Genomic DNA, 19008 nt, shown 5'->3' on the forward strand with positions numbered 1-19008 from the left:
GGTCAGAGCAGTGACGTTTACGTGTTTTCGTCAAACTCTTCGTCTAGCTCTTCTGCAGCATCTGTGTGGGAGAGCCGCATGCCATGGGGGGGCAGGGGATGGCCATCCATGGTGGCGTTTTCAGCGCTATATTGCAGGCGGCCTTGAAGAAACCACTGAACGGCAATTGGGAAGATAAGGTGTTCACGAGCGTGCACCTTCTCCTTAAGCGTCTCAACGGTATCTTCATTTGTAACGTTCAGTTCTGCTTGCAGCACAACAGGCCCACCATCTAGCTCTTCAGTGACAAAATGCACGCTACAGCCATGCTGTTTGACACCGTCTGCCAGCGCTCGAGCATGGGTATTTAACCCTTGATAGGCGGGCAGTAGTGACGGGTGGATATTGAGCATTTTGCCTAAAAAACGCTGCACAAAGCGGGGCGTCAGAATGCGCATAAAGCCTGCTAAAACAATCAAGTCAGGCTCATGACGTTCGATGACTTTGATTAGCGCTCCGTCGTAAGCATCGCGGCTGTCATATTCGCGATGAGGTAGCGCAACGGCTTCAATACCCGCTTCTAGGGCGCGCTTCAAGCCATAGGCATCCGGCTCATTGGAAATAACAGCGACGATTTCCCCGCCAAGCCGATCATGGCTTTGCGCGTCAATCAGCGCCTGTAAATTACTGCCACTGCCAGAAATTAGCACCACAATACGTCGCGCCGCTGTTGGTTCTGGCGCCATGTCGTTTATGGTGTCGTTGAACGTGCCACTAGTGAAGTCGGTACTGCTCATGCGCGAAGGTTCTCCAAAACGACGGCTTCCTCCTGGCGCTGAATAATCTGACCAATGCGATAGACGGTCTCGCCTTGAGCTTGCAGATGCGCTATAGCGTCTTCAGCTTGAGCCTGGGGGACTACAACCACCATGCCGATGCCGCAGTTCAGTACACGGTGCATTTCCGTTTCACTGACATTGCCTTGGGCTTGTAACCAGTTAAATACTTCTGGGCGCTGCCAGGTAGAAAGATCAACGTGGGCTGCGAGGGTATCGGGTAGAACACGGGGAATGTTTTCCAGTAAACCACCACCCGTAATATGGGAGAGCGCGTGAACGGGAATATCTGTGCCGCGCATCATCGACAGCAACGACTTTACATAAATACGCGTCGGCGCCATTAATGCGTCGCCAAGCGGCTGTCCATCCACAGTATCATTGAGTGAAGAGTTGCTAACTTCCAGAATTTTGCGAATCAATGAATAGCCATTGGAGTGCGGGCCAGAAGAGGCCAATCCCAGCAGTACATCGCCTTCGGCTACCTTGCTGCCGTCTAAAATATCGGCCTTCTCAACAACGCCAACGCAGAAGCCTGCCAAGTCGTAGTCATTGCCCTCGTACATACCAGGCATTTCGGCAGTTTCGCCGCCGACTAGTGCGCAACCAGCCAGTTCGCAACCAGCGCCAATGCCGGTCACGACATCTGCAGCGATATCCACATCCAGCTTACCCGTGGCATAGTAGTCAAGGAATAGCAGCGGTTCAGCACCGGCAACAATCAAATCGTTGACACACATAGCGACCAAGTCAATGCCAATGGTGTCATGCTTACCAAGGTCCATGGCAAGACGCAGCTTAGTGCCGACACCATCCGTGCCGGAGACCAGGACTGGCTGTTTATAACCAGCGGGAAGCTCACACAGTGCGCCAAACCCGCCAAGGCCACCCAGGACTTCAGGGCGTGTCGTGCGTTTGGCAACGTGTTTGATGCGATCAACTAGCGCGTTGCCGGCATCAATATCGACACCTGCGTCTTTATAGCTGAGTGAGGGAGTGGCCTGAGAAGTGGAGGTATCGGTCATGACAGATCCTGTGAAGCCTATAGCAATACGGGTAGTGCTGGCGAAATGGCCAGTGCTGGGGCGATAACGGAACGGATTGTAACACCCAGAGACGTAAGTCGCATCGATGTGCGGCGTTAACCGATGTTCAATACGCTACTTTTGTTACTATTCAGTACGCTAAGGGCGCTAACCATCTTTCCAGGAGGGATATAAAGAACATGCGACATTCATGGTGGGGCGTTGTGTTTTTGGTGGTGTTAGTGGGCTGCCTCTACTTATTAGATGCGGTACTGATGCCATTTATTGCGGGTTTGATTTTGGCCTATCTGGCTGACCCGCTTGCTAATTATTTTCAGCGGTTAGGCATGAAGCGGCCCTGGGCAGTTAGTAGCGTCTTTTTTGTCCTGTTACTGATCCTTATTTTAAGCCTGCTTATTTTAATCCCGCTGGTTGTGCAGCAGACAAAACAGCTGGGAGAGGCATTGCCGAGTGTCTTCAACTGGATTGAGAACATATTAGCGCCACAAGTTCAGGAGTGGACGGGTTACGATTTGGGCGCGGAGCTAACGAACGTTAGAGAAACTTTGATCAAAAACTGGCGTGATGCAGGTAGCTATGCAGCTCAGGCGTTAAGTCAAATAGGTCGTTCTGGGATGGCTTTCGTTTCCTGGGTTACCTACGTCGCCCTGATTCCTGTCGTAACGTTCTATTTACTACTTGATTGGAACAGGCTGATTTCTAGTCTTGCTGATTTGGTTCCTCGTCAATGGACAAGCGATGTTTCCCGCTTGGCTCAGCGCTGCGATGAAGTTCTATCAGCGTTTCTACGTGGGCAGTTACTGGTCATGCTGTGTTTAGGCATTATATATGCGGTGGGACTAACGTTGATGGGTCTGAACTTCGGCCTGCTGATTGGCGCTGTGTCCGGGCTTGTCAGTATTGTGCCGTTCCTTGGCTTTATTGTGGGATTAGTGGTGGCGCTTATCGTGGCGCTTTTCCAATTTGATACATGGTGGGCTGTGCTGGGCGTGATCGCGGTATTCGGTATCGGTCAGGCGGCAGAAAGTGTCATACTTCAGCCTAAGCTGTTAGGCGATAAGATAGGTTTGCATCCTGTTGCGGTTATCTTTGCGGTACTGGCGGGTGGTCATCTTTTCGGTCTGACGGGCGTACTCTTAGCATTGCCTGCCGCAGCGGTCATTATGGTGCTTTTAAGGGAAATTAAAGATCGCTATAAAGGCAGTGCTCTCTATGATGCCGAGCAACGTCCGCTAGAACAGCAACATTACAATGATGGACTGGGTCGTCACGACGAAAGGGAGTCACCATGAGCCGATTACCGGCACAGCTACCGCTTGGGGTAGGGTTGCGAGACGACGCGACATTTAATAATTACTATGCCTCACAAGCAAACGCTTCATTAATGGAGTACCTGAGCCGGCAGCTTAAGTCTGATGCTGAGCCGTTCTTATATTTATGGGGCGCGCCGGGCAGTGGCCGTAGCCATCTTTTGCAGGCGGCGTGTCATGCCGCCTCGGATGCAGATAAGCGGGCACTTTATCTTCCATTGGCAGACCTTGGTCATTTCCCACCGCTGATGCTAGAGGATATCGAACGTCTGGATCTCGTCGCCATTGATGATCTTGAATATGTGATCGGGCGTAAGCGTTGGGAAGAGGCTCTGTTTCACGCCTTTAATCGGCTGCGTGATGCGGGAAAAGCCTTAGTGATTGCCGCCAATACGTCTCCACGCCAATTAGACGTTGCATTGCCGGACTTGGCATCACGGCTAACCTGGGGAGTTACGTTTCACCTGCATCCGTTGGATGATAATGAACGCCTGGCAGCGTTAAAGCTTCGTGCCAACGTACGTGGAATGCAGTTGCCTGATGACGTAGGGCGCTACATTATGCACCGCGGGCCGAGGGAGTTGGGGGATTTGTGCCATGCACTGGAAACGCTTGATCAAGCATCGTTATCCGCTAAACGGAAACTAACTATTCCTTTCGTCAAGTCCGCCCTTAATTGGTAAAGCGCAATTGCTAAAACGCCCCTGCCAGATCACTGGCAGGGGCGTTTTAATGGCAGCAAGTCAATAACTAACAGATTAAGCAGTTTTGCTCATTTTGCTAGCAGCAGCTTGCGCTTGCTTAACATTATCTTCTGTCAGTTTTTGGCCTTTCTGCAAGAAGTCTTGCTGAAGAGCAACGACTTTATCTGCATCGCCTTTTACACGCTCAGCTAGTTCTTTAGCCACTTTCTGCTGGCCTTCCATGTAGCTGCGCAGGCCGTTGGCGTCTTTCACGCTCATCAGCTGACGCATTTGGGTGATGCCAGTATCTAGGTAAGATTTGTTGGCATCAAACTGTGCGTTAAGCATTTTTTCAGAGTAATCGATGCTTAGCGTCATGTATGCACGCACAGGTGCCATGAACATGTTGTCGAACTGCTGAGTCATTTCGTTGGTGTTAAATGTTTGCATGGTAAACACTCCTGCTCCATTGCCCACTAATCGGCCCATTGATTGACGGTGCCGTTAGTGCTGGTTGATCAGCAACGGTTTTGTTAAGCATCCACCGCAGCTGATATCTAGTAATCTTGCGTTGCAGCATAACAGGGCTTTTTGTGCAGTGCAACATTGTGGTGAAGTGAATTTAAGGATCGTGTGAGTGTGGCTGTGTGAGTCGATGATGCGCATGGATTTACCTAACGCGCCGGTAGGGCTAGGCTTAAGCGTATAGATAACCGTTATCACTAAAATAATCGTTGGCAAGCGTGACGTTAGTGATGTGAGCGGCGTTGGCTAAGTCGTTTTTTAAAAGGAGTGCCAGGATGGATACACGTATTGAACGGGATAGCATGGGTGAGCTCAATGTACCTGCAAATGCGCTTTATGGCGCTCAAACCCAACGGGCTATCAACAACTTCCCAGTCTCGCATACACCCATGCCCACGGCATTTATTCACGCTGTCGCGCGGATAAAGCTCGCTGCTGCGCGAAGTAACTGTCAGTTGGGGTTGTTAGATAAACCCCGCGCAGAGGCGATTGAGAAGGCGGCTCAGGCAGTGATGAGTGGCAAGCATAATGCGCATTTTCCGATTGATGTTTTCCAGACAGGCTCTGGTACGTCGACCAATATGAACGTTAATGAAGTGCTAGCGACGCTTGCCAGTCGTGAAGGGGTCGAAGTAACGCCAAATGATCACGTTAATATGGGGCAGTCGAGTAACGACGTCATTCCAACGGCCATCCACCTGTCGGCAGCGATAGCCGTTAATGAAACACTGCGTCCCGCACTGGTGACGCTGCAGGCCACGATTGATCGTAGGGCGAGTGAGCTGGCCCATGTTGTTAAAACAGGTCGTACTCATCTGATGGATGCCATGCCGCTGCGTATGGATCAAGAACTAGGCGCGTGGTCGAGCCAAGTGGGGCAGGCCATCGAGCGTTTTGATAGCGCCATGACAAGGCTGTGTCGATTGGCGCAAGGCGGTACGGCGGTAGGCACCGGTATTAACGCGCCTGAGGGATTTGCCGAGCTAATGGCTAGCGACTTAAGCCAGCAGACGGGCCTACCCTTTGTGCCTAATGATAGCTTTTTTGCCAGTTTGGCATCCCAGGATGCTGCCGTGGAGTTATCGGGGCAGTTGAAAGGGTTAGCCTGTGTGGTTATGAAGATCGCTAACGATTTGCGCTGGATGAATTCAGGGCCGTTGGCGGGGCTGGGCGAGATTGAACTTGAGGCACTACAGCCTGGTAGCTCCATTATGCCGGGTAAGGTAAATCCTGTGATTCCCGAGTCGGCTGCCCAAGCGGCAGCGCAAGTTATCGGCCTGGATGCCGCGGTAACGGTGGCGGGTCAGAGTGGTAATTTCCAGCTCAACGTGATGCTGCCGCTAGTGGCTTCGAATCTTCTCACATCGATTACCTTGATGAGTAACACGGCCACCTTGCTGGGTGAGCGTGCTATCGCCACATTCAAAGTGCGTGACGATAATTTACAGGGGCCGCTCGCACGGAATCCTATTTTAGTCACGGCCCTTAATAGCGTGATTGGCTATAACGCCGCCGCGGCGGTGGCTAAAAAAGCCTATCAGGCTGGGCGCCCAATCATTGACGTTGCGGAGGAAGAGACCGATCTAGATCGCTCAACGCTCGAACGTTTGCTAGACCCTGCGGTATTAACGAAAGGAGGCATACCTGAGTAGCCTCTGTTGAGATGTTAAGGGGGTGGGCGGTTAGGTTTCTTGCTTTTCCGTTTTGCCCTTTTGAATGGTTTCGTTGGCCTCTTGGCGCTCTGCTGCACTGGCATCGGGCGTTTCGTGTTCATCTTGACGCGAAGGCCGATAGCAAAAAGTGGCCAATATAGGGAAGTGGTCAGATCCGAACGCCCCAAGTCGCTGCATGTTGACGAGGGTGAAATGCTCGCTGACAAACGCGTGGTCGAGAGGCCAGCGCAACAGGGGGTAATTAGCGTGAAAGGTGCTGTACAAGCCGCGACCACGGCGTGGGTCCAGCATGCCTCCTATGCGACAAAAACGGCGTGTTGTACGTGACCAGGCAACATCATTCAAGTCGCCGGCAACGATAGTGGCCTTTGGGTGTTGATGTATTTCTTTGCCAATCCACAACAGTTCCGCGTCACGCCATAAAGATTTTTCGCTTTCACTGGGGGCTGGAGGCCTTGGGTGAACGGCAAATAAGCGAATGTGCTGGCCGCTTTTAAGCTCTACCTGGGTGTGAATCGAAGGTATGTCATCCTGAATAAGCCACTTAATCTCAGTATCTTTCAGTGCTAGGCGAGAATAGAGGTGCATGCCATAAAGGTTGTCTAGGGGGATCTTAACGCTATGTGGCCACTGCGCCTCTAATGCCGGGTCCAGTTGTTCTTGCCACCATTGGTCGGATTCTAACGTGAGAATCATGTCGGGCTGGTGGTGGGTAATCATCGCCAGTAATTCTTTTGACTGACGGTTGGGTGTCAGTACATTGGCGATTAACAGCGTAATCATCTGGTCTTTAGGGGCATTATGGGCGGCTTTTACCTGCACAGGCCAGAGCGCTGTCCATGGCAAAATGTAGCGCAGTTGAAGCGCTAGCGTGATGAGTGAGACAAGTGTCGCGGTAACCCGCCACGGCCCTGGGTCTAATAACCACAGGCTTGTTAAGCCGCATACTAAAGCCAGTACGGCAATTTGCAGTCGAGGAAATTCAAAACTGCGCACCCACCACCAGCGCATAGGCACGCGGGCAATCAGTGTGGCGAGTAACAATGAGATGGCGATGCATCCTAGCAAAGGCCCAAGCAAGATTTGCCTCCTGGTTTAACCGTGAATAGTGGTTAATCTACGTTTAGCTTAGCGGTAACCGTAGATAAGTGTCGATAAGACATAAAAATTGAGGGGAGTTAGTTCATTTGCGTCACCTCAAAGTGCTAAAAACTACTTGCAATTCAGCTATGAAACCGTAGAATACGCATCCGTTGCACAGCAGGACCATAGCTCAGTTGGTTAGAGCGCCACGTTGACATCGTGGAGGTCGGCGGTTCAAATCCGCCTGGTCCTACCATATTACGTGTTACGTGCAGCTAGTTACTTATAGGACCATAGCTCAGTTGGTTAGAGCGCCACGTTGACATCGTGGAGGTCGGCGGTTCAAATCCGCCTGGTCCTACCAAATACTTAAAAACCCCATGCTTCTTAGCATGGGGTTTTTTTATGGCTAATCGATAAAGCTAGTCGATAAAGCGAGGGAGGTCAGTCTGGCGAATAAACGTCGCCACCAGTGCCTCAATACCCGCCTGATCTTCTTGACTAAAGCGTGCGTGCTGAGGGCTGTCTAGGTCGAGCACTCCCCAGAGATAGCCGTCGATCACAATGGGAGCAACGAGCTCTGAGCGAGAGTCAGCATCGCAGGCGATGTGATCAGCAATAGCGTGAACGTCATCAACCCGTTGGGTAGTTTGTTGGCGGGCAGCGGCCCCGCAAACGCCTTTGCTGAAGGGGATTGGGTGGCAGGCAGGTTTGCCCTGAAATGGGCCAAGGCTGAGCTGGTTGGGCTGGCGCTGCAAATAGAACCCCACCCAGTTGATGTCGTTCAGGGCATGTTGAATAAAGGCACAGGTTTGTGCGCTGTTGGTTAGCCAATCACGTGTGTCTAGCAGAGCTTCAAGCTGCCGATTAAGCAACGCATAATCAACACTATGCATACGAATTCCTTATAGGATTAAACACATCAGGCCAGCCCTAAGGCTGGCCTGATGACATCGATAGAGAAAACCGTACTGTTTATTCGATCCAGCCGGGTACAGCTGCGCCCTTAAACAGTTCTTCTGCTTTTTCGATGACCTCATCGCGCTGATAAGCGTCAACAAGTTGACGGATTTCTTCACGATCTTCGTCTCCGCCCCGCACCGCAATCAAGTTGACGTAGGGGGATTCGGGACCTTCCTTGATTATCGCGTCACTCAGGCTCAAGCCAGCCGGTTGGGCGAACGTATTGTTAATGAACGCCATGTCGACGTCTGGTAGTACACGGGGTAGTTGTGCTGCTTCAATTTCACGGAAACGGAAGTTGCGTGGGTTTTCAGCGATGTCGATGGGGGTAGCTTCCAGGTTGCTCGGATCATTAAGTGTGATTAGGCCCTGGTTGTGCATCAGAATGAGTGCACGCCCTTCATTAGATGGGTCGTTGGGCAGCGCGATTTGAGCGCCATCGGGCAGCGCTTCGATGCTGTCGTACTTTTCAGAATAAGCGCCGATCGGGTAAACGAAGGTGTAGCCCGCAATGGCAAGATCATATCCACGGTCATTGACCATCGCCTGTAGGTACGGTTCGTGCTGATAAGCGTTTGCGTCTAAACTGCCATCGGCGAGAGCAGCATTCGGCGTGACGTAGTCGGTGAACTCAATGATCTCGACGTTTAGGTCGTACTCTTCTTTGGCAATTTGAGCCGCCACTTCCATGACTTCGGTTTCCGGACCTGCCACAGTGCCCATTTTGATGGTGCGTGTTTCTGCGTTGGCAACGTTAACTGCAAGGGCTAAGGCAGTCAGGCTGCCGATAAGTAGTTTTTGCATGGTGTCACTCCTGTGGCACGGTAAATGTTGGATGTGATTATGCGGCAATAAGAAATAAAATTCTAATGCGTTTTGGTTATATTCGACTATGCCGATAAAAGGTGCAGGCTATCGTCACTTGCGATCACTCTTGCGCACCAAATAGTCGCCCAGGCTTTGGAAACCTTGAACCATCACCACCAGTATAATGACGGTAATTAACATAATGGTGGGGTTGAAGCGGTTATAGCCATAGCGAATGCCTAAATCGCCCAGGCCACCGCCACCTACGGCGCCCGCCATGGCAGAGTAACTGACCAGCGTCACTAACGTAATCGTCAGCCCCGTGATAATCCCGCCTCTTGCCTCAGGGATCAGTACCTTGGTAATGATCTGCCAAGGCGTTGCGCCCATTGATTGAGCAGATTCAATAAGCCCCGGCGATATCTCGTTAAGCGCGCCTTCGATTAGCCGAGCCACAAATGGAATAGCCGCAATAGTTAACGGCACTGAGGCGGCATTAATACCAATAGAGGTGCCGACCAGCATGCGGGTGAACGGGATGATCGCCACCATCAAAATGATGAACGGAATTGAGCGGCCAACATTGGTAACAATACCTAGCACTTGGTTGAGTGCTGGCATCGCTAATATCTGACGAGGGCGAGTCACGTAGAGCATGACGCCAAGTGGTAGACCGAGCAGGGTGGCGATCACGCCTGAAACAGCCACCATGTAGAGCGTATCCAGCGTGGCTTGTAAAATAAGATCAAACATTGCGCTGGACATGACCAAGTACCTCTACCTGTAATTGATGTGCTTCTAAATAAGCCATGGCTTCCTGAGTTTGCGCGGGGCTGCCGAGCAGCTCTGCAATCATCAGTCCTAGGGTGCGGTCTTGAATGGACTCGACTTTTGCCTGGAGGATGCTGACATCAACGCTGCACTCCCGCGCTAAGCGTGAAATAAGTGGCGTCGAAACAGCATCACCCGAAAACGTTAGCCGAACGACGGGATGAGTATGTTCGCTCGGTGTATCGCTTAAACGCTCGATCAGTTCTTTGGGTGGGCTTAGCTGCAAAAAGTCGTTCAGGAACTCCCTGCCCAACTGTGTGATAGGCGCAGTGAAGAAATCACCGACCTCGGCGTCTTCTACTAGCTCACCATCGGAGATGAGGCTTACTCGGTGGCAAATAGATTTCACAACTTCCATTTCGTGAGTGATCAACAAAATGGTGATGCCGAGCTGCTGATTAATTTCTCTCAACAGCTCAAGAATAGAGCTGGTGGTCTGGGGGTCTAGTGCGGAAGTAGCTTCATCGCACAGTAAGACGTTGGGTTTGCTGGCCAGTGCGCGGGCGATGGCGACACGCTGCTTTTGACCACCAGAAAGCTGGGCTGGGTATTGTTTGGCTTTATCAGCCAAGCCCACCAGCTCCAGCAGTGGCAATACGCGATCCTTTATAGCACTGCGGCTTTCGCCCATTAACTCAAGGGGAAGTGCCACATTATCAAATACAGTGCGCGTTGTTAGCAGGTTGAAATGCTGGAAAATCATTCCAATGCGGTGTCGGGCACGGTTTAACTCGCCGCGACTAAGGCGGGTCATTTCCTGGCCATCGACTGATACGCTGCCAGTGCTTGGGCGTTCAAGCAGGTTGACACAGCGAATAAGGGTCGACTTGCCTGCGCCTGAAAGACCAATAACGCCGTGAATGGTGCCTTTGGGGATCGTTAAATTGACATCTTTTAGGGCATGAACGGCACTATTGCCAGTGCCATAGGTTTTACTAACGTTGCTAATTTCAATCATAGCGTCTGCCTTAACGGTAGGCCGAAGACGGAGTGCGAGGGAGCAAGCGTAGGGCGGGAAATAAAAAAAGGCCACCCTTGCGGGTGGCCATCAACGCTGGACACACCCTTTTAGCTGCACTTCACCAAGCCATTGGCTTGGTGGACGCCCGCAATCTGGGTACAAATCGGCGTCATTACATTTGCGGCGAAAGTCTAAAGAGTGGTGGGTGTCTTGTCAATTAGCGCCGTTCTATTTCATGTTTTAATGCGATAATTTAGGTTTATTTTCTGAGCCAATGATTTTTGTTAGTGATTGATTCTGGTGAGTGCTTGTGCGGCGCTTGTTATCAGAAAAAAAGCCGTTTCAACGTTTGTATCAAGGCTTCTGGCTGCACACGAGCTGGGTATTAGTAGTAAGCTTGCACAGAATTTTAGCATCTGTTTTGACTTTAATGCGTTGAGAAAGAGGGCGTAGCAATATGTTTACTGGCATTGTGCAAGGCGTGGCTGAGGTCGTCGCTGTTAAAGAGCTGGAAGAGTTTCGCACCCACGTAGTCGCATTGCCGGAGGCGTTGCGTGAAGGGCTCACTCTTGGTGCGTCGGTAGCCCATAATGGTGTTTGTCTGACGGTAACCGCGATAGAAGATGACAATGTCAGTTTTGATCTGATGCGTGAAACGTTGCGTTTGACAAATCTTGGTGCAATTGCACCAGGTCAGTGCGTCAACATAGAGCGCGCGGCGCGTTTTGGTGATGAAATTGGTGGGCACTCCATGTCAGGCCACATTATTTGTATGGCCAATGTGGTGGCAATAGAAGAGGCACCCAACAATCGTCGGCTTTGGTTTTCACTGCCTGAGAGAGTCGCTAAATTTGTATTCGAGAAAGGGTACATTGGTGTTGATGGTATCAGCTTGACGGTCGGTGACGTACGTCCCGCCAGCGATAGTGCGGGGGTGGAGTTTAGCGTCAATCTGATACCAGAGACGCTGGCGCGTACAGTTTTAAAAGATCGCTTGCTAGGCGACAAGGTCAATATCGAGATTGATCCGCAAACCCAGGTGATTGTTGAAACAGTTGAAAGGGTGTTGGCGAGTCGTCTTTAGTCGTGTTTTTTGTCTTACCGTTGACCGATCGGTTAGCTCATGGCCTGAAGTTTGCTATTCATAATAGATAGGTGGGGGAGTTCCCACTAACGCTAGCGGCACAAGGGGCACTCGCAACGCGTGGAGCCTTTAGGTAGTATGTGCGGCTTTTCTCGCATCAAGGGACGCATTCAGCGTAAGCGCGAAGGATAAAGACGACATGAAACTTCTGGACAATTACTTCAAGCTCACCGAGCAGAAGACCAATGTAAAGACCGAGTTGATCGCAGGGTTCACCACGTTCCTCACGATGGCTTATATCATTTTCGTCAACCCGAGCATTCTCTCGGAAGCGGGGATGGATTACGGCGCGGTATTTGTTGCTACCTGTGTCGCTGCTGCCATCGGCTGTTTTGTTATGGGGCTTTGGGCAAACTATCCGATCGCGCAAGCACCAGGCATGGGGCTGAATGCTTTTTTTACCTACGGTGTGGTACTGGGAATGGGCTATACCTGGGAGGCGGCATTGGGGGCTGTCTTCTTCTCCGGTCTAACGTTCTTCCTGCTAAGTATTTTTAAGATTCGCGAGTGGATCATTAATTCTATTCCACTCTCATTACGTTTGGGGATTGCTGCGGGCATTGGCTTGTTCCTAGCGATGATTGCACTTAAAAATGCCGGTATTGTGGTCGCTAATCCAGCCACCTATGTGGCGCTGGGTGATTTGTCCCAGCCACCCGCACTTTATGCCTTGTTGGGCTTTTTCGTTATTACGGCGCTTTCCTACCTACGCGTGACCGGTGCGGTAATGATCGGTATTTTGGGCATCACGATCCTTGCGACGCTGTTCGGACATAACCAGTATGGCGGTATTATGTCTATGCCGCCTTCGATTGCGCCTACCTTTATGGCAATGGATCTAATGGGCGCGTTGGATGTGGCGATGCTAAGCGTCATTTTTGCCTTCTTGTTTGTGGATCTGTTTGATACGTCAGGCACCTTGGTAGGGGTGGCTCACCGCGGCAAACTGCTGGATGAAAATGGCAAGCTGCCGCGCATTGGTCGCGCTATGATGGCCGACAGTACCGCGTCTATGGCGGGTGCTGCATTGGGTACTTCGACAACGACTAGCTATATTGAATCAACCGCGGGTATCGCTTCCGGTGGTCGTACGGGGTTAACGGCGGTTGTGGTCGGTGTGCTGTTTTTAATTAGCCTTTTCTTTGCGCCGTTAGCAGGTTCTATTCCGGCCTATGCGACAGCAGGGGCGCTGCTTTACGTGGCCGTTTTGATGGCGGGTAGCTTAGCCCACGCAAACTGGGAAGACCCAACCGACGCTGCACCTGTACTGATCGCTGCCCTGGCTATGCCGCTGACGTTCTCAATTGCTGAGGGAATTGCGCTTGGTTTTATTAGCTATGTTGCGATTAAAGCGCTTTCGGGACGGTTCAGCGATTTGAACCCCGCCGTCATAACGCTGGCGCTACTGTTTGCAGCAAAATTTCTTTTCCTGGGTTAATTACCCGCTTTATCTTTAATCAATGAGAGACGCGATGAGCATCTACGGCGACTACATTAAGTCCGTTATTCGCACGGTTCCTGACTGGCCAGAGCAGGGCGTAAATTTTCGAGATATCACACCGCTCCTGCAAAATAGTGCTGCCTTTCGTAAGCTGATTGATAGCTTTGTGCATCGCTACCAGGAAATGAACTTAGATGCCATCGCGGCGATTGATGCCCGTGGCTTCATCATTGGTGCGCCCTTGGCCTACGAGTTAGGCTGCAGCTTTGTGCCCGTTCGCAAGAAGGGCAAACTGCCATTCAAGACGATCAGTGAGACTTACACGCTTGAATACGGCCACTCTGAAGTTGAACTTCATGCCGATGCTTTCCAGAAAAATGACCGTATCCTGCTGATGGATGATTTGATTGCCACTGGCGGTACTATGCTTGCAGCAGCGAATCTAATTCAACGCTCTGGTGGGCACGTGGTGGAAACCGCAACTATTATTGATCTGCCTGAGCTGGGCGGTTCCCAGAAAATTCGCGATGCTGGCTATAGCGTATTCGCGGTATGTTCATTCACCGAAGACGAGTAACGCCACTTATGAGTAGCGAACGCTATCATCAGCACTTCACCATTTCCTGGGATCAACTGCACCGCGATGTGCGTCAACTTTGTCATCAGCTAATTGAACGAGATTTCAAAGGTATCGTCGCGATTACCCGTGGTGGATTAATACCTGCGGCGCTTATCGCCCGTGAACTCAATATTCGCTTGATCGATACCGTTTGTATCAAAAGCTATGATCATATGGATCAAGGCGGTTTAGACATCATGAAGGGCGTTGACCATGATGGTGATGGTTGGCTGTTGGTTGATGATCTGGTAGATACCGGTAAAACTGCCCGTGCTGTTCGTGAAATGCTGCCTAAGGCGCATTTCGTGACAATGTATGCCAAACCAGAAGGGCGTCCTCTGGTTGACCAATACCTTACCGAAGTGGCTCAGCAGTGTTGGATCCAGTTCCCTTGGGATATGGGCATTGCTTATGTTGAGCCGCTGGCGGATCAACTGAAGAAGTAATATGGCTAACCCGCTACCCGACGATTGGAATCAATGGCTTGGACAAGAATTTCAGGCTGACTATATGTCAGCCCTGAAAACATTTTTGGCTCAAGAGAAATCAGCCAAAAAAGTTATCTACCCTCACTCATCGCATTGGTTTCGCGCTTTTGAGCTGACACCTTTAGCCGCTGTGAAAGTGGTTATTCTAGGGCAAGACCCCTATCACGGCCCAAATCAAGCTCATGGGTTGTGCTTTTCGGTGCAGCCGGGTATCCAAGTGCCTCCTTCTTTGGTCAATATTTATAAAGAATTAGCTGCTGATGTGGGGTTTACACCCGTGCAACACGGCTTTTTGGAGTCTTGGGCAACCCAGGGTGTGCTGCTGCTTAACACCGCATTAACGGTTGAGCAGGGTAATGCCGCTTCTCATCGTGGCAAGGGGTGGGAACACTTCACCGACTGCGCGATTGAAACTGTCAGTCGGTATGCTGAACCGTGCGTTTTCTTGTTGTGGGGCAGTCATGCTCGCCAGAAGAAAGTTCTGATTGATCAGTCGCGTCACTTGGTGTTGGAGTCACCGCATCCTTCACCACTCTCAGCGCATCGAGGTTTTTTTGGCAATCACCACTTTTCCCGTGCCAATCAGTTTTTAGCAGAGCATGGGCGTTCGCCGATTGAGTGGCAATTGCCGGAAACCCCTTAACCTACTGGTCAGTTGCGGGTAGAATGGCGCGCAATTTTGTAAGCTTGTCGATGCGACCTAGGTCGCCATCCTGAATCCCATGCAGCGAGGAAGTCCCATGAGTGTTTACGCCATTAATCATCCGCTTGTTCAACATAAGCTGGGACTGCTGCGCGAAGCCGATTTGAGCACCAAAAGCTTCCGGGAGCTAGCAGGTGAAGTGGCTAAGCTGCTGACCTATGAAGCAACAAAGGGGCTAGAGCTCGAGGATCATGAGATTCAAGGCTGGAACAACGAGCCTATTGCGACGCGCCGTCTGAAAGGGAAAAAAGTAACGGTTGTGCCAATTCTGCGCGCTGGCTTAGGCATGCTGGAGGGCGTTACTGACCTGATTCCTAGCGCACGCGTCAGCGTGGTGGGTCTTTATCGGGATGAAGAGACTCTTCAACCGGTGCCTTATTTCGCCAAGTTCGCCAATGATATTGAAGAGCGCATGGCGCTTGTCATCGACCCGATGCTGGCGACCGGCGGTTCAATGGTTGCGACGCTAGACATGTTGCGTGAGCGTGGTTGTGAGCATATGAAAGTCATCGTGCTGGTAGCTGCCCCTGAGGGCATTAAGCGTGTTCAGGACGCGTACCCAGATGTTGAGATCTACACCGCATCCGTTGATGATCGGCTAGATGAGCACGGTTACATCGTGCCTGGTTTGGGAGATGCAGGCGATAAGATCTTCGGAACGCGCTAAGCACTCCGACTAACAATGCCCCTTACGCTTCGCGTTGGGGGCATTTTTTTGGCTAACCACCGACAACGAAAAGATTGGAAACGTTTAGATGAGACATTCAGCAAGTCATGAGTCTTGGCCCAAAATGCTGCTGACAGGTGCACAAATGCTATTCGTGGCCTTTGGTGCACTGGTATTGGTTCCGTTGCTGACTGGGCTAGATCCCAGTGTCGCACTATTTACCGCGGGTATTGGTACGCTGGTGTTCCATGGCATTACCAAGCAGACGGTGCCGGTATTCTTGGCGTCATCATTTGCGTTCATTGCTCCCATTCAAGGCTCGATAGCAAGCTTTGGCGTGTCAGCCACGCTAGGGGGCTTAATGGCAGCAGGGGTGGTGTACGTTGCCATTTCTCAAGTAGTACGTGTTAAAGGCACTGCTTGGCTACACAGGCTGTTACCGCCTGTCGTGGTCGGACCAGTTATTATGGTGATTGGTTTAGCATTGGCGCCAGTCGCTGTCAGTATGGCTACAGGAGAGACAAGCGATAACATTGGTTATGGTCAAGCGATTTTCCTTTCCATGGCCAGTTTGCTGGTAACGCTGATATTAGCTGTTTTCGGGCGTGGAATTCTTCGCTTGGTGCCGATAATGGGGGGTATTGCAGTGGGGTATGGCTTGGCGCTTGTTATGGGCGTTGTCGATTTCACTGCGGTACGTGATGCTGCTTGGCTATCATTGCCAAACTTTACCGCGCCGAGTTTCCATTGGGCGGCTATTTTGTTCATGATTCCTGTTGCGATTGCTCCTGCGGTGGAACATATCGGCGATATGGTGGCGATAGGCTCAGTGACACGCAAAAACTATTTAGAGAAGCCAGGTCTTCATCGCACCTTGTTAGGCGATGGGCTGGCGACAATGGCAGCTGCGCTGTTTGGTGGTCCTCCCAATACAACCTATTCAGAAGTAACGGGGGCAGTGACGCTGACTAAGGCATTCAACCCCATGTACATGATCATCGCCGCAGTGATTGCGATTGTACTGGCCTTTGTAGGCAAGCTGGGCGCGTTACTGCAAACTATTCCAGGCCCTGTAATGGGCGGTATTATGACGCTGCTGTTTGGTTCGATCGCAGTGGTTGGTATGAATACCCTGGTGCGTGCAGGTCAGTCATTAACGGCGGCGCGTAATCTCGTGGTGGTTTCGTTAATTTTAGTATTTGGGATAGGTGGAATGCAGTTTGGAGGTGGTCAGTTCACTCTCCAGGGCGTGAGCTTAGCCGCGCTAGTTGGCATTGCGCTAAACTGGCTGTTACCCGCTGAGAAAGAGGGCGAATAGCCACTCAATCATACCCACCGGTTGGTTATTGGGAGTTGTAAATGGAAGAGGCAATTGATAGCCCATTTCCTGTGCTCGGCATTGCCGCGTGGAGTGGTACTGGTAAGACAACTCTGTTAGCGCAGCTTTTGCCTCGCCTGCGCGAAAAGGGGCTCAGGGTGGGGGTGATAAAGCATGCCCACCATAGCTTTGATGTCGATCAGCCAGGAAAAGATAGCTATAAACTTCGTCAGGCTGGCGCTGCGCCTATGTTGATTGCATCTCGAGAGCGTTTTGCCATGATGCAAGAGACACCTGGCCAAGAAGAACCGGATCTTGGCTACCTCTTGTCACTGATGATTACCCAGACGCCAGATTTGGTCATTGTGGAAGGCTTCAAGGCGTGGCCAATTCCTAAGCTAGTCCTGTACCGTGCAGGGGTTGGCGATGTTTCCATTGTCAGTGGCGACTGGGTACAGGCGGTAGCGTCAAGTGGCTCACTGCCTCCATCAATTCGCCCAACAGCTAAGCGGCTGGACCTGAATAATATTGAAGCGATCACTGAGTGGGTAATCGAGTGGATGAATGCTCAACCCAATGCTGTGGCTAACTAAATTAGCGGCTCCCCAAACAGTATTTTTATAACACCGTGGCTTGATTAAAAAGGTAACGATATGCAGCTAACTCACCTCAATAAACACGGCGAAGCCAACATGGTCGATGTCGGAGATAAGCGAGAGACTCGCCGCGAGGCGGTAGCGTCTGGGCGTATCGTTATGCAGCCTAAAACGTTGCAGCTGTTGAGTGATGGCGAGTTGCCCAAAGGCGATGTGCTGGCGACCGCGCGCATTGCGGGTATTCAGGCGGCAAAGCGCACGCATGAGTTGATCCCGTTGTGCCATTCATTAGCGCTTTCGAAAGTCTCTGTAGATTTCGCTATTGATCACGCTAATGGTTGTGTTGATGTTTCCGCGCTGTGCCGCCTTAATGGACAGACCGGGGTAGAGATGGAAGCTCTGACCGCTGTGTCGGTGGCTTGTCTGACGCTTTACGATATGTGTAAAGCGGTGGATAAAGAGATGCGCATTGACGCCATTCAATTGGAAAGTAAGCGGGGCGGTGTTCGTGGCGATTATCAACGAGGTGTGCCAGAACCGATTGTGACTGGCGGTGGCGTTGCGGGGGAGGTTCGCTTAGGCGAGCGATGTGCATCCCCTTGCGTGCGGGTTAAGTTTCTTGCGGAGCTGCGTGAGCGGGTTGAAGAGAGTGATCTGGCCATTGGGCTTGATCAACTGCCAAGTCGAGATGTGGCGGGGTTGAAAGCGGCGTTAAGCGCTATGGATGCACGCTTTAATGTGTTGTCAGAGCAGCGCACGTTGTGTGCTATCAATCAAGTGATGGCCAACGATAGTGCGCGCCTTACCGATGAGGATGAAGTGGCCTTCTTTCCTCCAGTGACGGGTGGGTAATCAGATGGCTGATATTACCGAGACTGAATTGGATATTGCTGTCAGGGTTCAAGAGGCAGCGTTTAAAATGGATGATGGCTATGAAAGTGCGCTGCGCAAGCGCACCGATATCGGCGCTATTGTCACCTTCACGGGATTTGTGCGTGACTTTAATGAGTCCCCTGATGTTATTGGGCTTACTCTTGAGCACTACCCAGGGATGACCGAGCGCACATTAACGCAGATTGGTGAGCAGGCAGGTCAGCGCTGGGCGTTACAGGCCGTACGGATTATTCACCGCATTGGTGATTTGACGCCGGGAGACCCTATTGTGCGCGTTCTGGTGGCCAGTGCTCATCGCCGCGATGCTTTCCAAGCCTGCGACTTTATTATGGACTTTTTAAAAACCCAGGCGCCGTTTTGGAAGAAAGAGCACTCCCGCCAGGGGGCTTACTGGGTAAAAGAGCGGCATACTGATCAGCAAGCTGCAGAGCGCTGGTAGAC

General features: G+C 51.4%; 21 protein-coding genes and 2 tRNA genes. 15 read left to right on the plus strand and 8 right to left on the minus strand.

The window, feature by feature from the left end; translation table 11 throughout:
* Positions 1 to 17: 17 nt before the first annotated feature.
* A complete protein-coding gene (purN, locus tag NDQ72_09160) occupies positions 18 to 776 on the minus strand; it encodes a phosphoribosylglycinamide formyltransferase (protein WKD30091.1) in 759 nt (252 codons plus the stop codon).
* Positions 773 to 1840: a phosphoribosylformylglycinamidine cyclo-ligase gene (purM, locus tag NDQ72_09165; GenBank protein ID WKD30092.1), complete on the minus strand. Its 1068-nt coding sequence runs from the start codon at positions 1838 to 1840 to the stop codon at positions 773 to 775. Before purM ends, purN begins: the two co-directional genes overlap by 4 nt.
* A gap of 200 nt (positions 1841 to 2040) precedes the next feature.
* Here purM and NDQ72_09170 point away from each other — a divergent pair, with 200 nt between their 5' ends.
* Together NDQ72_09170 and hda are read left to right on the plus strand one after the other, a co-directional pair.
* Positions 2041 to 3153, plus strand: a complete 1113-nt coding sequence (locus NDQ72_09170) for an AI-2E family transporter (GenBank protein ID WKD30093.1) — start codon at positions 2041 to 2043, stop codon at positions 3151 to 3153.
* Positions 3150 to 3854, plus strand: a complete 705-nt coding sequence (gene hda, locus NDQ72_09175) for a DnaA regulatory inactivator Hda (GenBank protein WKD30094.1) — start codon at positions 3150 to 3152, stop codon at positions 3852 to 3854. Before NDQ72_09170 ends, hda begins: the two co-directional genes overlap by 4 nt.
* Positions 3855 to 3929: 75 nt before the next feature.
* Here hda and NDQ72_09180 read toward each other — a convergent pair whose 3' ends face one another.
* On the minus strand, positions 3930 to 4304 hold the full coding sequence (locus NDQ72_09180; protein ID WKD30095.1) for a phasin family protein: 375 nt from the start codon (positions 4302 to 4304) through the stop codon (positions 3930 to 3932).
* A gap of 350 nt (positions 4305 to 4654) precedes the next feature.
* Here NDQ72_09180 and NDQ72_09185 point away from each other — a divergent pair, with 350 nt between their 5' ends.
* Entirely contained in the window at positions 4655 to 6031 is a 1377-nt protein-coding gene (locus tag NDQ72_09185) for a class II fumarate hydratase (GenBank protein WKD30096.1), read from the plus strand.
* A 30-nt stretch (positions 6032 to 6061) separates the two neighbouring features.
* Here the strand turns inward: NDQ72_09185 and NDQ72_09190 are convergent, their stop codons facing one another.
* Positions 6062 to 7132 (minus strand): endonuclease/exonuclease/phosphatase family protein, encoded by a 1071-nt coding sequence (locus NDQ72_09190; GenBank protein ID WKD30097.1) that lies wholly within the window; start codon positions 7130 to 7132, stop codon positions 6062 to 6064.
* A 182-nt stretch (positions 7133 to 7314) separates the two neighbouring features.
* Between NDQ72_09190 and NDQ72_09195 the strand changes: the two genes are divergently transcribed.
* Positions 7315 to 7391: transfer RNA gene (locus tag NDQ72_09195), tRNA-Val, on the plus strand.
* A 31-nt stretch (positions 7392 to 7422) separates the two neighbouring features.
* Positions 7423 to 7499 (plus strand) — tRNA-Val (locus tag NDQ72_09200).
* Positions 7500 to 7557: 58 nt separating this feature from the next.
* Here the strand turns inward: NDQ72_09200 and NDQ72_09205 are convergent.
* The 4 genes from NDQ72_09205 to NDQ72_09220 all read right to left on the minus strand — a co-directional run bounded on the left by NDQ72_09205 (position 7558) and on the right by NDQ72_09220 (position 10694).
* Entirely contained in the window at positions 7558 to 8031 is a 474-nt protein-coding gene (locus NDQ72_09205) for a GAF domain-containing protein (protein WKD30098.1), read from the minus strand.
* Between the two features lie 79 nt (positions 8032 to 8110).
* Positions 8111 to 8902 carry a MetQ/NlpA family ABC transporter substrate-binding protein gene (locus tag NDQ72_09210; GenBank protein ID WKD30099.1) on the minus strand — a complete coding sequence of 264 codons (792 nt, stop codon included), beginning with the start codon at positions 8900 to 8902 and terminating at the stop codon, positions 8111 to 8113.
* Between the two features lie 114 nt (positions 8903 to 9016).
* On the minus strand, positions 9017 to 9670 hold the full coding sequence (locus NDQ72_09215) for an ABC transporter permease (GenBank protein ID WKD30100.1): 654 nt from the start codon (positions 9668 to 9670) through the stop codon (positions 9017 to 9019).
* Positions 9651 to 10694, minus strand: coding sequence for a methionine ABC transporter ATP-binding protein (locus tag NDQ72_09220; GenBank protein ID WKD30101.1), 1044 nt, complete (start codon positions 10692 to 10694; stop codon positions 9651 to 9653). The genes NDQ72_09215 and NDQ72_09220 overlap by 20 nt, the downstream gene beginning before the upstream one ends.
* Before the next feature lie 460 nt (positions 10695 to 11154).
* Here NDQ72_09220 and NDQ72_09225 point away from each other — a divergent pair, with 460 nt between their 5' ends.
* The 10 genes from NDQ72_09225 (at position 11155) to moaE (ending at position 19006) form a co-directional block, all read left to right on the plus strand.
* On the plus strand, positions 11155 to 11781 hold the full coding sequence (locus NDQ72_09225) for a riboflavin synthase subunit alpha (GenBank protein ID WKD30102.1): 627 nt from the start codon (positions 11155 to 11157) through the stop codon (positions 11779 to 11781).
* A 199-nt stretch (positions 11782 to 11980) separates the two neighbouring features.
* Entirely contained in the window at positions 11981 to 13279 is a 1299-nt protein-coding gene (locus NDQ72_09230; protein WKD30103.1) for an NCS2 family permease, read from the plus strand.
* A gap of 34 nt (positions 13280 to 13313) precedes the next feature.
* A complete protein-coding gene (locus tag NDQ72_09235) occupies positions 13314 to 13859 on the plus strand; it encodes an adenine phosphoribosyltransferase (GenBank protein WKD30104.1) in 546 nt (181 codons plus the stop codon).
* 8 nt (positions 13860 to 13867) lie between these two features.
* Positions 13868 to 14347, plus strand: a complete 480-nt coding sequence (gene gpt, locus NDQ72_09240) for a xanthine phosphoribosyltransferase (GenBank protein ID WKD30105.1) — start codon at positions 13868 to 13870, stop codon at positions 14345 to 14347.
* Between the two features lies 1 nt (position 14348).
* The gene (gene ung, locus NDQ72_09245) at positions 14349 to 15032 is read left to right on the plus strand and encodes a uracil-DNA glycosylase (GenBank protein WKD30106.1); all 684 of its coding nucleotides are present in this window, start codon (positions 14349 to 14351) and stop codon (positions 15030 to 15032) included.
* Between the two features lie 97 nt (positions 15033 to 15129).
* Complete coding sequence (upp, locus tag NDQ72_09250) at positions 15130 to 15759, plus strand: uracil phosphoribosyltransferase (GenBank protein ID WKD30107.1); 630 nt, start codon at positions 15130 to 15132, stop codon at positions 15757 to 15759.
* An 88-nt stretch (positions 15760 to 15847) separates the two neighbouring features.
* Entirely contained in the window at positions 15848 to 17077 is a 1230-nt protein-coding gene (locus tag NDQ72_09255; protein ID WKD30108.1) for a uracil-xanthine permease family protein, read from the plus strand.
* A gap of 41 nt (positions 17078 to 17118) precedes the next feature.
* The gene (mobB, locus tag NDQ72_09260) at positions 17119 to 17670 is read left to right on the plus strand and encodes a molybdopterin-guanine dinucleotide biosynthesis protein B (protein ID WKD30109.1); all 552 of its coding nucleotides are present in this window, start codon (positions 17119 to 17121) and stop codon (positions 17668 to 17670) included.
* 60 nt (positions 17671 to 17730) lie between these two features.
* Positions 17731 to 18525, plus strand: coding sequence for a cyclic pyranopterin monophosphate synthase MoaC (moaC, locus tag NDQ72_09265; protein WKD30110.1), 795 nt, complete (start codon positions 17731 to 17733; stop codon positions 18523 to 18525).
* A 4-nt stretch (positions 18526 to 18529) separates the two neighbouring features.
* Positions 18530 to 19006, plus strand: a complete 477-nt coding sequence (moaE, locus tag NDQ72_09270; GenBank protein WKD30111.1) for a molybdopterin synthase catalytic subunit MoaE — start codon at positions 18530 to 18532, stop codon at positions 19004 to 19006.
* The last annotated feature ends 2 nt before the right edge of the window (positions 19007 to 19008 follow it).

It is taken from the genome of Halomonas sp. KG2 (genome assembly GCA_030440445.1).
Lineage (GTDB): Bacteria > Pseudomonadota > Gammaproteobacteria > Pseudomonadales > Halomonadaceae > Vreelandella.